This window comes from Thermoplasmatales archaeon, assembly GCA_014361245.1.
In the GTDB taxonomy this organism is placed as follows: domain Archaea; phylum Thermoplasmatota; class E2; order UBA202; family JdFR-43; genus JACIWB01.
In genome coordinates this window covers 18595-33685 of sequence record JACIWB010000005.1, presented here as the reverse complement: position 1 = coordinate 33685, position 15091 = coordinate 18595, and the positions used below count along the sequence as shown (strand labels likewise).

The 15091-nt window shown below is 34.2% G+C and carries 14 protein-coding genes; 4 read left to right on the top strand and 10 right to left on the bottom strand.

Annotated features, from left to right (window positions below; genetic code table 11):
* The 3 genes from H5T45_01810 to H5T45_01800 form a co-directional block, all read right to left on the bottom strand.
* Entirely contained in the window at window positions 1-354 is a 354-nt protein-coding gene (locus H5T45_01810) for a DUF131 domain-containing protein (GenBank protein MBC7128452.1), read from the bottom strand.
* On the bottom strand, window positions 344-1096 hold the full coding sequence (uppS, locus tag H5T45_01805) for a di-trans,poly-cis-decaprenylcistransferase (GenBank protein MBC7128451.1): 753 nt from the start codon (window positions 1094-1096) through the stop codon (window positions 344-346). Before uppS ends, H5T45_01810 begins: the two co-directional genes overlap by 11 nt.
* Window positions 1097-1253: 157 nt before the next feature.
* The gene (locus tag H5T45_01800) at window positions 1254-2894 is read right to left on the bottom strand and encodes a formate--tetrahydrofolate ligase (protein MBC7128450.1); all 1641 of its coding nucleotides are present in this window, start codon (window positions 2892-2894) and stop codon (window positions 1254-1256) included.
* A 64-nt stretch (window positions 2895-2958) separates the two neighbouring features.
* Here H5T45_01800 and H5T45_01795 point away from each other — a divergent pair, with 64 nt between their 5' ends.
* Complete coding sequence (locus tag H5T45_01795; GenBank protein ID MBC7128449.1) at window positions 2959-4209, top strand: phenylacetate--CoA ligase; 1251 nt, start codon at window positions 2959-2961, stop codon at window positions 4207-4209.
* A 3-nt stretch (window positions 4210-4212) separates the two neighbouring features.
* Here H5T45_01795 and H5T45_01790 read toward each other — a convergent pair whose 3' ends face one another.
* The 7 genes from H5T45_01790 to H5T45_01760 form a co-directional block, all read right to left on the bottom strand.
* A complete protein-coding gene (locus H5T45_01790; protein ID MBC7128448.1) occupies window positions 4213-5061 on the bottom strand; it encodes a hypothetical protein in 849 nt (282 codons plus the stop codon).
* A 142-nt stretch (window positions 5062-5203) separates the two neighbouring features.
* Window positions 5204-5743, bottom strand: a complete 540-nt coding sequence (locus H5T45_01785; protein MBC7128447.1) for a macro domain-containing protein — start codon at window positions 5741-5743, stop codon at window positions 5204-5206.
* A gap of 2 nt (window positions 5744-5745) precedes the next feature.
* The gene (locus H5T45_01780) at window positions 5746-6933 is read right to left on the bottom strand and encodes an HD domain-containing protein (protein MBC7128446.1); all 1188 of its coding nucleotides are present in this window, start codon (window positions 6931-6933) and stop codon (window positions 5746-5748) included.
* A complete protein-coding gene (locus tag H5T45_01775) occupies window positions 6921-11495 on the bottom strand; it encodes a PKD domain-containing protein (protein MBC7128445.1) in 4575 nt (1524 codons plus the stop codon). Before H5T45_01775 ends, H5T45_01780 begins: the two co-directional genes overlap by 13 nt.
* Window positions 11496-11518: 23 nt before the next feature.
* The gene (locus H5T45_01770) at window positions 11519-12034 is read right to left on the bottom strand and encodes a DUF429 domain-containing protein (protein MBC7128444.1); all 516 of its coding nucleotides are present in this window, start codon (window positions 12032-12034) and stop codon (window positions 11519-11521) included.
* Entirely contained in the window at window positions 12019-12645 is a 627-nt protein-coding gene (locus H5T45_01765; protein MBC7128443.1) for a hypothetical protein, read from the bottom strand. The genes H5T45_01770 and H5T45_01765 overlap by 16 nt, the downstream gene beginning before the upstream one ends.
* Window positions 12646-12664: 19 nt before the next feature.
* The gene (locus tag H5T45_01760) at window positions 12665-13888 is read right to left on the bottom strand and encodes a bifunctional folylpolyglutamate synthase/dihydrofolate synthase (protein MBC7128442.1); all 1224 of its coding nucleotides are present in this window, start codon (window positions 13886-13888) and stop codon (window positions 12665-12667) included.
* Here H5T45_01760 and H5T45_01755 point away from each other — a divergent pair.
* Genes H5T45_01755 through H5T45_01745 form a run of 3 tightly spaced genes read left to right on the top strand, consistent with a single transcriptional unit; the run spans window position 13887 to window position 15090 of the window.
* Window positions 13887-14441 carry a DNA-directed RNA polymerase gene (locus H5T45_01755; protein ID MBC7128441.1) on the top strand — a complete coding sequence of 185 codons (555 nt, stop codon included), beginning with the start codon at window positions 13887-13889 and terminating at the stop codon, window positions 14439-14441. The genes H5T45_01760 and H5T45_01755 overlap by 2 nt on opposite strands.
* A complete protein-coding gene (locus H5T45_01750; protein ID MBC7128440.1) occupies window positions 14438-14614 on the top strand; it encodes a transcription elongation factor Spt4 in 177 nt (58 codons plus the stop codon). Before H5T45_01755 ends, H5T45_01750 begins: the two co-directional genes overlap by 4 nt.
* Complete coding sequence (locus H5T45_01745; protein MBC7128439.1) at window positions 14614-15090, top strand: DUF359 domain-containing protein; 477 nt, start codon at window positions 14614-14616, stop codon at window positions 15088-15090. Before H5T45_01750 ends, H5T45_01745 begins: the two co-directional genes overlap by 1 nt.
* Window position 15091 lies beyond the last annotated feature (1 nt).

Here is a 15091-nt window from a genome sequence, read left to right as displayed (position 1 = left end):
CTAAATAGCCAAGAAAAATAAAACAAAAACAATGAAAACAACCAACGAAAATATTAAAAGAAATAATGCATTTTTTATATTATCTGAGATAATTACTGGAAAAGGACCTATTAAAATAACTCCTCCTTTACTTTCTTTATATTCAACCTCTCCTTCAATTCTTTTAAGAGAGGAAATAAAAAACAGGAGGAAAGACAAAAACAATAAAATTATTCCGATAAAGGTGAAAATTCCATTTCCATAAACAAATGGAAATATTAAAAATAATCCAGCTTTAAGCTCACCTTCAATAAATGCAAATATAAATGCAATAATTGCAAATATAAAAAATATTAAAGGAATTTTATTTTCCATATCTTCTCTGCCTCCTCTGATAAGACTGAATTGCTTTTAAAAAATCTGTTTTTTTCAAAGCGGGCCAATAAACATCTGTAAAATATAATTCTGAATAAGCAAGCTGCCATAGCAAAAAATTTGATATTCTTTCCTCTCCAGATGTGCGCATTACCAAATCTGGGTCTGGAAAAGGAAGATGAGAGGTGTAGAGGTAGGAATAAACTGTTTCCTTATCTATTTTATCTGGTTCAATTTTTCCATTTTCAATATCTTTTGCTATTCTCTTTATTGCTTCAACAATTTCCTCCCTTCCACCATAACCAATTGCTATATTTAGATAATATTCGTTATAATTTTCAGTTTTTTTCATAATATCTATTGCAGCTTCCCTCACCTCTTTTGGCAACAAATCAACACTTCCAATAATTTTTATCCTTACCCTTTTCTCGTGTATTTTTTCATCTTGAGATAACTTCTTTAAATCTTCTTCAAAAAGTTTCATTAAATGCTCCACTTCTTCCTTTGATCTTTTAAAATTATCTGTTGAAAATGCAAAAACAGTCAATATTTTTGTTCCTATTTCATAGCACCATTCTATCACTTCTTTAAGCTTATCTTCGCCAATTTCATGCCCCTTATACGGTGGTAATCCCTCCCTCATCGCATATCTCCTGTTACCATCCATTATTATTGCTATATGTCTCGGCGTATTTTCCTTTTTTATCTCCTCAAGCATCTTTTTTTCAATTATCCTTTCCATTTCTCTATAAATTATCCTAAAAATCTTGTTGTTTTTTATTTTTCCTATAACCTGCTGAGCAAAATTTGTTTTTATTATTCTTTCTCCAATCTCATCCGCCTTATTCCTTATATCAATCATGTCTATTAATCTAATAGGAGGAAGTATAAATAAATTTTTAAATCCCTATTATGTTGCCCCTATCATCCACATCTATATTCTCTGCGGATGGCTTCAATGGCAAGCCCGGCATCGTTGTAATTTTCCCGGTAACAGGCACAAGGAAGCCCGCGCCCGCCGAGAGCCTGACCTCCTTCACCGTTATCTTGAAGTTTTTAGGCCTGCCGCGCAAAGAAGCATCATCTGACAGGCTATATGGTGTTTTTGCAATGCATACCTGCATTTCATTCAGCCCTATTTTATTTATTTTTCTGATATCATCTTCTGCTGGCAATGTATAAACAACCCTCTCTGCACCGTATATTTTTTCAGCAATTACCTCTATTTTCTCCTTTACTGACAAATCATTTTCATAAAGAAATTTGAATTTTGGCTTATTGTTATAAATTGTATCAATAACTTTCCCAGCGAGTTCAATTCCTCCCTCCCCGCCCTCTTCATACACCTCAGCTATTGCAAAGGGAATTTCTCTTTCCTCGCAAAATTTTTCAACAATTTTAATTTCTTCATCGCTGTCTCCTTTAAATTTGTTTAGAGCGACGATCATTGGCAGGCCAAAAATTTGAATATTTTCAACATGCTTCTCTAAGTTTTCAAGTCCTCTCCTAACCGCTTTAGTGCTTTTTTTCATTTTTGCATCTTCAATGCTCATTCCCCCATGCCATTTAAGAGATTTCAGCGAAACCACAATTATTGCAATATCTGGCTTTAGATTATGCCTGCAAACTATATCAAAAAATTTTTCAGCCCCCAAATCTGTTCCAAAGCCAGCTTCCGTTATGAAATAATCAGCGAGCTTCAGCCCAATTTTTGCCGAAATTAAGCTACTCGAGCCATGAGCAATATTTGCAAAAGGACCTCCATGAACAAATGCTGGCACATTTTCCGTGGTTTGAACCAAGTTTGGCATTATCGCTTCTTTAAGCAACGCCGCCATAGCTCCAACCGCTTTAAATTTTTCAGCTCTTATCGGCTCACCATCTCTGGAATAAGCAACTATTATTCTGCCTATTTTTTCCTTCATTTCCTCTATGCTCTCGCTAAGGCAAAGGATTGCCATTATTTCGGAAGCTGCTGTAATCGAAAATCTTTCCTCGCGGGGCACGCCATCCTTTGCTCCTCCTAATCCAACAACAACATTCCTCAAATTTCTATCCCCAATATCAATAACCCTCGGCCAAAGAATATATCTTGAATCTATATCCAGTGAATTTCCGTAAAAAATATGGTTGTCAATCAATGCCGAAAGAAGATTATGGGCTATGCTCACAGCATATTTATCTCCTGTAAAATGCATATTTATATCCTGCGATGGTTCTACCTTGCTCCGCCCGCCGCCAGTCCCGCCGCCCTTTGCACCCATCAGAGGGGCGATGCTTGGTTCCCTTATCGCAAGGCATACTTTTTTCCCCAGTTTTGCCAAAGCCTGGGCCAAGCCAATTGTCACTGTTGTTTTCCCTTCTCCTTCAAATGTTGGATTTATTGTTGTTACAAGAATTAGCTTTCCATTTTTTCTCCCCTTTATCCTTTTTAAAATATCCAGACTTACTTTTGCTTTGTATTTGCCGTAGAGAATTAATTCGCTTTCTCTTATTCCTATCTTTTTTGCAATTTCTTCAATTGGCTGAAGCATTGGCATAATAGCTGCACATGTTTTAAGTTTTATGAAATTTAAATTTTTATATGATTTTGTATTTACAAGCATGATGTGGGATGAAAAAATTGAGGCAATGCCACTGGAAGAATTAAAGAAGCTTCAATTAAGGAGGCTTAAAAAAGTAATAAAGTTTGTATACGAAAGGAATGAAATATATCATCGCAAGTTTGATGAGCATGGAATAAAGCCAAGTGATATAAAAAGCTTGGAAGATTTATCTAAAATACCTTTCCTCACAAAAGATGAAATGAGAAATTATTATCCTTTTGGATTGCTTTGTGTTCAGCTTGATGACTGCATTGAAGTCCATGCTTCATCTGGAACAACTGGAAAGCCAGTTGTAGATGTATATACGAAGAAAGATATTGAAATATGGGCTGATGTTATGGCACGCTCATTATGGGCTAATGGAATGAGGAGAAATGATATAATGCAGAATTCCTATGGATACGGATTATTTACAGGGGCGCATGGATTTGAAAGAGGGGCCCAGAGAATTGGGGCTCTTGTAATCCCAGTTAGCTCTGGAAATACAAAAAGGCAGATAAATATAATGAAAGATTTTGGAGTAACCTGCATTGCATGCACACCGAGCTATGCTCTCTACATGGCAGAAGTAGCAGAGGAAATGGGTCTTTGTAGCGATGACTTCAAACTTCGCCTTGGCTTTTTTGGAGCGGAGGCATGGAGCGATGAAATGAGGAGAAAAATTGAAGAGAAATGGAATATAGGGGCTTGCGAGCATTATGGATTGACTGAAATAATAGGGCCTGGAGTTGTAAGCGAGTGTGAGGAAAAGAGATTGCATATAAATGCTGACCATTTTCTGCCAGAGTTGATTGATCCAAAAACAGGCGAGAGAATAGAAGAAGGAGAAGGTGAGCTCGTTTTTACAACCCTTACTAAAGAAGCATTTCCAGCAATAAGGTTCAGGACAAGAGATATAGCAAGTTATAGCGAAGAAGCCTGCGAGTGCGGGCGCACCCTGCCAATTCAATCACGCATTAAAGGAAGGAGCGATGATATGATGAAGGTTAAAGGAGTAATAGTATTTCCATCGCAAATAGAAGAAGCAATAATAAGGGCTGGAGGAAGTGAAAATTATCAGATAGTAAAGAAGAAGGAGAAGGAGATGACAACTCTTATAGTTAGAGTTGAGGCGGAAGATGAAGGAATTGCAAAAAGAATTGAGGATGAAATTTATACAATGCTTAACCTGCATATTCCAGTTGAAATTGTAAAGCCATTTTCGCTTCCAAGAAGCGAAGGAAAAGCAAAAAGAATTGTGGAGGAATGATTTTTAAATCATCAAAACAAAATTGAATAGAATAATGAAAATAGGAATTGAGAATACTGTTGACCATGTTACAGATAAGGCTGTTGCTCTTCTATCTATTCCATAAGGAACTAGGAAGATATTGGTGCTTGTAATTGGAAGGATTGTATTTATAAGCAAAACAATAAACCATTCCAGAGGAATTATCTTGAAAGCAAGCAAGGGAGCGAGCAGAATGAATGAAACAAGAGGGGTTAATAGCAAAGTTATTACAAGAATTTCTTTAACAACTTTAAATTCATCATTTCCTGTAAAAATCTTCTTCAACTCGCCTAATTTTAAATCCTTTAACTTTATGCTCGCTCCAACATAGTATAAGCCAGAAATTATCGTGAGCGATGATAGAAAATCAATTATTGAGCCATATTGCATTGTTTTTGTTGTTAATCCGGTATAGGAATGTATCAAAACCGCTGAAATTGGAAAAACAAGCAAATACCACGGATAAATTTTTAAATAGGATGGCAGAGGATTTTTTCCCTTTCCCCTTGATAAAAAATATGGAATTATTGCAAATAGATAAATCCCTAATAAGCTCATATATATAGCAGCATAAATTGCTATTTTTTCTATCGATAGCAATGCTCCTCCAATAAATGCAGAACTGCGCCCCTGATTTACAACAATTGTTTTTAAATCATTTTTTGCCTTGCGCAGAGAAAAAAGATAAGCAATAAGATAAAGAAAAAACATGAAAATGATTGATACAAAGATGAAATCAATTTCTTCTTTGCCAAAATTTACATTAAAGAAATTTTTGAAAACAAGAATTGGAACAAAAATAAAAAGAAGAAACAATCCAAATTTTTTCATTTTTTTCTCCACTTTTTCCTCACCAAATTTTCTGGAAAGTAAAATATTTATGATTAAGCCAATAGGTATCCATATCAATGTGTAAAGTCCGCCCATATAAGGAAGAATTTTCTCAATAATTTTTTCACCTGAATGGAAAAACCTATAGTTTTAAAAACTTTTTGAGTTCATCAGCAATCCTTAGAAAAGTTAAATATGTTCTATCATCATAAAGAACAATCCTTACTTCCATTTCAACTTCATGCCCTCTAAGAAAGGATATAATTGTTTCAAGAGAAATTCTTGCCGCTTCCTCAACTGGATAGCCATATATGCCAGTGCTTATTGATGGAAATGCAATGCTCTTTATTCCATGCTCCATCGCCAGCTTTAAGCTGTTCCTGTAGCAATTGGCAAGAGTAATCTCATCCTCTGGCTTCCCTGTATAAATCGGCCCGACCGTATGAATCACATATTTTGCAAGTTTATAGCCACTTGTAATCTTTGCCTCTCCTGGCCTGCATCCCCCAAGCTTCTTGCATTCCTCCCAGAGCTCCCTGCCAGCCGCCCTGTGGATTGCGCCGCTCACCCCTCCGCCTGGAGTGAGTTGGGGGTTTGCTGCATTAACTACCGCCTCCGCCTGCTGGGCTGTTATGTCCCCTTTTACGATCTCGATGCTCGATTTTCCGATTGATATTATCATCTTTATCCAAATATTATTTTATTTGAATACTTTTCTACCTCCCTTCTATACTCCTCGGGACAGCATACCATTATAGCCCAATCTGTTATTCCCCTTGCTTGAAGTGCATTTGCCAGAGGAGTTAGTTCTCCAAGATTTTTTACTTTCCCATCGTCAATAACTTTTATATCAACTTTTCTTATCCTTGGTTCTGAAAGCAGTATATCCTTTCCAGGAATATCAACAATTATGTAGCCATCATCTATGCCAACTTTCTTTGCAATTTCTTCTTCAACATCGCTTATATTTACTTCTGCAAGAATTCCTCTTTCCTTTTCATTCAGCTCATCAAAACTTTTTGCAAAAGCTTTCTTAAATAGTTTTCTATATTTCAGCCTGCTTACAATATCTTTTTGATATTCTCCTGAATTTTTAAGCTTTTCAATTAACTCGCAATCATTAAGCAATGAAAAATCAAAATCAATTTTTTTTATTGCCTTTACAAGCATTAATTCAGCTATCCTTACAGTTTTATGAAGATAAACGGAAGAATACATCAACGCCCTTGCAACAAGCAGGCTTTCAAGAGCGCTAATGCCTTTCTTTTCAAAAACAATTTTCCCATCATATAATTTCATTGTCTGAATTAACCTATCGCTATCTATAACACCATAAGCTACACCAGTATAATAAGCATCTCTCATTAAATAATCTATTTGATCCGCATCAAGAGAACCATGAATTATTTCTGAGCTATATTCTTTTTCGCCGTTTAAAATTTCAACAATTTCTTTATTATCTATCCCATATTTTTCAAGAACTTCTGCAACATTTTTATGCTCGCTTAAAATTTTTCTGCCAAGAATAATATCTTTTCCTATATCAACATGATTTTTTCCCGTCCTTTCATGTAATATATTTTCAAGAGTATGAGAAAAAGGACCATGCCCAACATCATGCAAAAGAGATGCAATAACAATTTCTTCTTTCTCAATTCCTAATGCCTCACATATCTTCCCTGCTATAAATGCTGTTCCAAGAGAGTGTTCAAATCTCGTATGATTTGCTCCAGGATAAACAAGATATGTAAATCCAAGTTGCTTTATTCCATGCAATCTCTGCAGTTCAGCGGTTTCAAGCAATTCAAGAATAATTCCCTCTACCTTTATATTTCCGTACAGCGAATCTCTTATAAATTTTATATTCTCCATATTCCTAATCTATACTTCCTCATAAATATAAGGATTGCTGAAGCAGCTATTATTATCACAAGCTCAAATCCAGGTATTTTTTCCTTTTCCCTTATATTTATAAAGCCATAAAAAGTGCTGTTTGCCCCATCATTATCAAAAACAATCAATTTTACTGTATACGCCCCCCTGCGCTCATATCTATACTTTACTACCTTGCCCTGAGCATCTATAACACCATCCCCATCCAAATCCCAAGAATAGCTAACAATTTCACCATCCGTGTCATGGCTCATTGATGCATCAAAAGTAACTTCCTCCTTTTCTCTTGCCTCCTCCGGCGCATAGAAGGCGGCATAGGGCGGAATATTTGCAACCTCTATGCTCTTTTCTTTTGTTGCAATTTTGCCATCGTTATCTGTTATAGTGAGGATTACAAGATAACTCCCGTTGTCTGCATATTTATGAGTTATGTTTATTCCGTAACCAATATTTCCATCTCCAAATTGCCATGTAAAATTAACTATGGAACCATCCAAATCATAGCTTTTGTTTGCATTGAAAAATATCTGGTCCAAATCTGTTGGGCTTGCTGGCTCAAATTCAAAATCTGCATAAGGAGGCAAGTTTATTACCATGATTGACTTTGAAATATTTGATTTTGCTCCATCATCATCTGTAACAGTTAGGGTTATTTTATAAACACCCTTGTTCCTATACTGATGTGAAGGATTCTTTTCATGGCTGATATTTCCGTCTCCAAAACTCCAGGTATAATTTACTATTTTTCCATCAGGATCAAATGAAGCATAGTTTGGCTTGTCTGAATAGAAATAAACTTTATCGAGGATTGTAACATTATCTATTGAAAAGAAGTTTGCAACTGGAGGCACATTCAAAACAACTATTGATTTTGTTATATTATTTTCCCCTCCATCATCATCTATTATGCTTAGAGTAACATTATATGTTCCATTATCTGTGTATCTATGCTGGACAATTTCTCCATAAGCAATGCTTCCATCTCCAAATTGCCATGTATAATTGACTATGCTTCCATCTAAATCATAGCTTGAAGAGGCATTGAAAATAATATTATCTAAATCTGTTGGGTTAGGTGGCTGCCAAGTAAAGTTTGCAACAGGAGGCAAATTCAAAACTTCTATTGATTTTGTTATATTATTTTCTCCCCCATCATCATCTGTTATGCTTAGAGTAACATTATATGTTCCAGAGGAATTATAAGAATGCTCAGCAATTATGCCATAGCCGAAGCTTCCGTCTCCAAATTGCCATGTATAATTAACTATGTAGCCATCTAAATCATAGCTTGAAGAAGCATTGAAAGTAATGGTTGTTAGAGAAAATGGCTGCAATGGCTCATATGTGAAATTTGCAACTGGAGGCAAATTTAAAACTTCTATTGATTTTGTTATATTATTTTCTCCTCCATCATCATCTATTATGCTTAGAGTAACATTATATGTTCCATTATCTGTGTATCTATGCTGGACAATTTCTCCATAAGCAATGCTTCCATCTCCAAATTGCCATGTATAATTTACAATGTAGCCATCTAAATCATAGCTTGAAGAAGCATTGAAAGTGATATTATCTAAATCTGTTGGGCTAAGTGGCTCCCATGTAAAGTTTGCAACTGGAGGCAAATTTAAAACTTCTATATATTTTTCCATTGTGTCATTTTTCCCTTCATCGTCAAATACTGTTAATTTTATTTTATAAATTCCTCTTTTAGCATATGCATGTTTTGGATTCCTCTCATTGCTATAATTTTCATCCCCAAAACTCCAAAACCAAGAAACAATATCTCCGTCAAAATCAAAGGAAGCATCGATAAAGCTCACTTCTTCCAAAGAATAGGGAATTGTAGGGGAAAAATTAAATTTGCATATTGGCTTACCAGCTTCTTTTATCAACGGTAAATAATCAATGCTATTCTCATCTATTATATATGGTTCATCTCCTATCCCATCTACATTTTCATCACTGCCAGCGTAGTTGCTCCAGTAGTTGCCAACGCTTTTATTCCATATGTTTGCCCCATCATCAAATGCATTTATTCCATTTTCAATGAAGTTGTTGAAATATATAGCATTTCCAGAAGAATTTGTAAGATATACGCCATACATACTTTTTCTGAAAATATTTTTATACATCTCATTTCCTGAAGAATTTATTATTTTAATGCATATAACACAGTTATTGAAACTGCTATTTTCTATTCTATTTGAATTGCTTTCAATGTAAATTCCATTATTGTTGTTATATATGGAGCAATTTGCTATTCTTGAAACATTTTTTCCAACATATATCCCATTAAATGAATTATCATGAATTGAGCAGTTTTCCAATGTCGCATTTCTCCCATATATTTTTATTCCATAATGGCTACTGTATATCTCGCATCCCCTTATAGAAACATTCTCTCCAAAAATTTTTATTCCCGCATCTCCCCAGCAATTTCTTATAGTCAAATTATAAACGCTTATATTATTTCCCGATAAGTTAAAAACACTTTCCCCATTTCCATCAATTGTTGCATTTAGCCCCCCTATAAAAACTTTCTTATCTATTCTAACATTTTCCTCATATAATCCAGGAAAAACAAAGCACCCGCCGCCTTCTTGTAGCATCTCAATTGCATCATTTAAGTTTGAGGAATGATCAACGCCCCAGCCAGGAATTGTTTCATTAAATGAGCGGCTTACCCACACAAATTTTGGAGGATAAGAAATTTTATTCATTAGGGGGTAGAAATCATTTGCGCCGCCTTCCAGACTATATGGCTCATCTCCTATCCCATCATTATTTTCATCCCTGCCAGCGTAGTTGCTCCAGTAGTTGCCAATCGCTCTCTCATAGTCTGAATTCCATTCGTTTTTACCCATATCATATGCGGTATTGTTTATGAAGTTATTATGCCAGATGCTGTTATTTGATGAAATTATATAAATACCATAATATCCGTTATTTTCTATCGAGCAATCATATATTGTATTTTTAGATGAATTGTGGCTTATTTCTATTCCAAAATATGAATTATTGGATACAATGCTTTTTGAGATATTTACAAATGATGAATTGAAGAGGTATATTCCTTTTGTATTTCCTGATACTGAAGAATTCCAGATAGAGCAGTTGAAAGAATTTATTAGATATATTCCAAATAATCCATTTCTGAATTTGCAATCAAAAATACTCAAATTCTCTGAATTCTGAATTCTCAGGCAATTTTCGCTTCCAGAGATTTCAAAACCTCCAATCTTTAAATCTTTTGCAGATATTATAACAGCATCTCCGCTTGAAATTATTTTTGCATTTTTATCGCCAAAAATTTCCAAACTTTTATTTATGAAAACTCTTCCATAAGTCCCATTATAAACACGGCATTTTCCTCCCTCCTTAACAGCATTTATGGCTTCCTGCAGGTTATTGAAATGATCTATCCCCCAGCCAGTTGTTTGCTGATTATAATTATCATCAACCCAAACAAAAGAAGGAGGATATTCAATTTTATTAATTAAGGGAAGAAAATCTATACAATTGAGAAAATGATATGGTTCATCTCCTATCCCATCATTATTTTCATCCCTGCCAGCGTAGTTGCTCCAGTAATTGCCAACGCTTTTATTCCATATGTTTGCTCCATCATCAAACGCATTTATTCCATTATCAATAAAGTTGTTGTGATATATTGAATTGTTGTAAGAATTTTCAAGATATATTCCATATCCTATATTTCTTAAAAAGTTGCAATCCCTTATTGTATTATTGATTGATTTTTCTATCTTTATCCCTATCTTATTTTCTGAAAGATTTATAAAAGACAATGATGAGTTATTTGTTTCAAGCAATAGTATTCCGCAGAATGAATTATTTACAGAAATTTTTGAAAGGGTTATATTTGATGAATTCTCTATTTTAAAGCTTTTATTTTCTATATTAGAGATGCTTATATTCTCAAATAAACAATCCTTTGAATTTTTTAGTATTATTCCCCATCCTTTTGCTGGATTTTCTACGCTTGTATTTATAACTCTTATATTTCTACCGCTTGCATTAATTGCTATGAATGTTCCTTCTATCTTACAATTTCTTAACTCTATATTATTCGCATTTATTTCCAAACCAGTGATGTTATTTCCTATAAAGGAGCAATTATTTACGATAACATTGTCTTTTGATATTTTTATTAAAGCTTTTATGGCATTTCTTACATTCAAGTTTTCTAAAATTACATTTTCTGAAAGAATGTTTATCGCATAATCTTTTCCAATTCCATCTAAAGTTACATCTCCTATCCCAACAATCCTTATTTCCTTATTTATAAAAATATTTTTTTGATATGTTCCATTAAAAACAAATATTGTATCGCCATCATTTGCATCATTTATTGCATCTTCTATATTGTTCCATTTATGATTTGCTGGATCATTTGTAAAATCATCATCAACAAATATTATTTTTGGGTAACTGCTTCTTGCTTCATAAAATATCACAGTTAAAACTACTATTCCAACAAATACAGGCAATATTTTATTTAAACCCATCCCCTTATACATGAAGCATATAAGAGATGTTAAACTTAAACTTTTTTATTTTTTTTAGGAATAACTACCTTTTCCTCATCCCCCACTTCCTCCGCTTCGCCTATTAGGTAGAGATGGGCAGTATATGCTGCAAGATATGCATCCAATTCATGCTTACTTTTTATATTTATCCCCAATTTCTCAGCCATGCTTCTCCAGTTTTTATCATAAATCCCGATTATTTTTGCTGTTGCTGTTGGAAAAACTTCTATAACCCTGCAATTCAATTTTTTAACAAGTTTATTTGCCCTCTTGGTTAAAATTTTCATTCCTTGCATTGTGGGAGGCATCGCCCCATATTTTTTAAGCAATAAATCAGCTTTCCTTATCCTAATTTCTTCCATGAGGGGGGCATCAATCGCTACAATATCTGGTTCAAAATTTTTAAAAAAAGATAATATTTCCTCATCCTCATAAAAAATAAAAAATTCAGGTTTCTCCTTTAATATACAAACACCACTCTCATTTTTTGGAAGCGCCGCCAGATCCAGCCCAACTATCTTTTTCTCCATAATATAATCGTAATAGCTAACAAAATTAAAATTAGCTCAAAACCAGGCAAACCTTTCTTTTCTTTTGTTTCCTGCTTTTCCTCATAAACAGGAGAAAATTTATCTGGAACCCAGTCACCATACCATCTATTTCTAACATCGAGCCTTTCATATTCCGCTGAATAAGCCAAAAATTCGATTTTCTCGCCTAAACCAGCTGATTTAAAGGTTGCTACGATAGTGTCGCCATAATGAGTTAACTCACCTGAAATATAGGTTGAAATGTTTTCTCCCTTCATGCTATAGCATATTTGGGTATTATTTGAAAAAACAACATAATAGTTTCTTTCTGTTGTATTCAGGTTTATCCAATAAAAAACTTTATCCGATTTCTCTATATTTCCATAAACTTTCAGCTTTAGAATAATATTTCCATCGCTTGTTATTTCATATGATACTTCTTTTATATCAATATTCGGTTTATTTGAAGAAGAAATGCTCTTATAACTATTTAAATTTTCATCCCATTCAACATATAGCACATCATTTTCTTTATCAATAATTTTCTCAGCGGATACAACTGTTGATATTGCCAGAATTGCAAAAATTGCAAAAATTATTGCTTTCTTCACATACTTAAATTATTTTTCGCTATAAATAATTTTTTTCTCTCATGATTTTCCTTGCTTCTCCAACTAAATATAAACTTCCAATTATGCAAATAACTTCATTTTTATTTGCGATTTCTTCTGCAAAAGAAATTGCTTCCCCGACTTCTTCCTTAACAATAAAACTAACTCCATTTTTTGCGCCAACGCCTGCTATTTCGCCCGCTGGCATGGCCCGCTCGCTGCTTGATTTCGTTGCGATGTAAGCTCTTGCTTTTGGTAATCTTTTAATCATTTCTGGAATGTTCTTATCTCTCATTGCTCCAAAAATTATTATTAGCTTATTGTAATCAACAATAGATTTTGAGAAAGCTTCTATCGCAGCTGGATTGTGGCATCCATCAAGAATAAAATTGCCTATTTTTTCCATTCTTCCTGGCAAAAATGTTTTCTTTATTCCATCAATTATTTTTTCCTTATCAATACCTAACAGCTCTCCAGCTTTTATTGCTATTGCTATGTTTTCTCCCTGAAAAATCCCCTGCATTTTTGTTTCAACAGAATATTTTTCATCTGCATCAATTAAAAATTTATTTCCAATTTTTTCCCATTTAACATCTCTGCCAACTACATATAGCTCAACATTTTTTTCTTCCGCAACATTTTTTATTAATTCAAGAGCTTCTCCTTTGCATGCAGTAACAACAGGGGAATTTTTTATAATCCCTGCCTTTTCCCTTGCTATGGAAACAATATCCTTTCCAAGAAAATTTTCATGCTCAAGCGACACATTTGTAATTATGCTTATTTCTGGCTCTATAACATTCGTAGCATCCAGCCTGCCGCCGAGCCCTACTTCAAAAACTCCATAATCCACATCTCTATTTTCAAAATGCTCTATTGCAATTGCAGTGAGGGCTTCAAAATATGTAAAATTGTATCTGGTCAAATATTTATATTTTTCTATTTCATCGTTGCTTATTTCAATTCCATCTATAACTATTCTTTCATTTAATCTTTCAAGATGAGGGGATGTATATAAGCCAACCTTATGATCTTCTCTCAAAATGTTATAAATAAAATGGCAAACGCTTCCTTTTCCATTTGTTCCACCCACATGAATACATTTATATTTTGTTTTTCCTCTATCTATGATAAATTTTTCCATTCTTTCCAGACTAAGAGAAATTTTATTTTCATTTAATTTTTCGAGCCACACGATTAAAAAACCAATAATATTTATAAGCAATTCTATATTTCGGAGCATGTATTATGAAACAACAATAGAGAACACAATAAGAATTCCTCCAACTCATCTAAGCCATGACTTGGAAGAGGTTGTTGCAAAAATTGTTCAGGAAACATTTGAAGGAACAATGGATAAAGAGTATGGTTTAATACTCGTTACAAAAAATGTAAAAAGAAAGGGAGAAGGTTACATTCTTCACGGGGATGGTGGAATATATCAAAAAGTTACTTTTGATGCAATAACCTTCAAACCAGAATTGCATGAAGTAGTTGATGCGATAGTTTCAGATATTGTTGAGTTTGGAGCCTTCTGTCATATTGGCCCACTTGATGCCCTTCTGCATAAAAGCCAGATAATGAATGATAGAGTGATTATAGATGTAGATAATAAGAGGATAGAGGGGAAGGATACAAAGAATGTTTTGAAGGTAGGAGACAAGATAAGAGCAAGAATAGTTACTGTCTCACTAAATGAAATGAATCCAAGAGAAAGCAAAATTGGCTTAACCGCCCGCCAGCCCGGCCTTGGAAAGGAGGAGTGGCAGAAGCAAAAGAAGGAGGAGAAAAAATGAAGGCGTGCAGAAAATGTCATGTTCTTACAAACAAAAATATATGCCCTTTCTGCTCAGAGGCGACGAGCGATGAATGGCAGGGATATATGATAATAGTGGATGTAAATAATTCAAAAATTGCTCAGAAAGTAGGGGTCAAAGCTCCTGGAAAATATGCCCTGAAGGTTAGATGATGTATATTGTGCCAGATGAGAAAAAGGAAGAGTTGAGAAAACCATTGGGAAAAATTACAAAGAAAATAAGGAAAGAAAATTTGAAGGGAAAGATAGTGAGTGTGGGAGATATGGTAACAATGTCGCTTGAAAAAGAAGGAATAAAACCAGATATAGCAGTAGTTGATTACAGAATTGAAAGGAAAGAATATGAAAGAAAAGATTTTTCTGCGGAAAAAATTATAAAGGTTAAAAATCCTGCAAGCAAAATAACCCGTGAGTTATGGAATGCAATAGCAACTGCATACATTGAGAATAAAAAAGTATTGATAGAAGTAGATGGCGAAGAAGATCTGGCTGCTTTGCCAGCCATATATCTTGCTCCAGATAACACAACAGTTATATATGGAATGCCATCTAAGGGTATGGTTGTTGTAAATGTTGGAAGAAAGGAGCGCGATAAAGTTGAAAAATTCCTGAAAAATCTGGAGGGATAGA